This is a genomic window from Vibrio sp. SG41-7 (assembly GCF_014164465.1).
GTDB classification, from domain to species: Bacteria; Pseudomonadota; Gammaproteobacteria; order Enterobacterales; family Vibrionaceae; genus Vibrio; species Vibrio splendidus.
Genome location: NZ_JACJFF010000336.1, coordinates 1 through 594, shown reverse-complemented (window position 1 = coordinate 594; position 594 = coordinate 1). Strand labels below are relative to the sequence as shown.

At 42.1% G+C, this 594-nt stretch carries 1 pseudogene; it reads left to right on the top strand.

From position 1 onward, the window contains the following. Nucleotides 1-129: 129 nt before the first annotated feature. Nucleotides 130-489: pseudogene (locus tag H5300_RS26990) on the top strand (ISAs1 family transposase); the annotation flags it as partial. Nucleotides 490-594: the final 105 nt, after the last annotated feature.

Sequence of the window (594 nt, the reverse complement as noted above, 5' to 3'; positions counted from 1 at the left end):
TATTTCAAGCCGCGAGGTCGAGGGCTCGAGGCTATAGAAATACAGCCACTTTCATCACCATGATCTACATGATAGCGAGCCCTGCCGCTGAAATATTGAAATCCACTTGAAACGTCGAAGAGCCAGTTTTCTCTTTGTTTCACTCGATGGTGCAATGACGTTCAATATGAAAAATCATTAGAAACCAAACATATAGCCATTGATGGGAAGTCCTTGAAAGGTACGTATGACTATAGCGAGAAGAAGTGTCTAACACATATGGTGAATGCTTATTCTGTCGATACAGGTCTGGTATTAGGACAACTTAAAACGAGCGCGAAATCTAATGAGATCACGACTATTCCAGAGTTACTCAAACTAATCCGAGTTAACGGCCGAGTAATTAGTCTTGATGCTATGGGCTGTCAGCGTTCGATAGCGGAGCTGATTGTTGATAGAAAAGGTGATTATGTAATGTCTGTGAAAGACAGTGAGCTTACGAGAAGATAGTGTACATAGGTATGAAGAAGCGGCTCTGGCCAAAAGCCAGAGCCTGTTTTGATTAGATATTGGACTGATAATTCCAGGGCAAGAACTGTTGTGGATTAGCCTTAA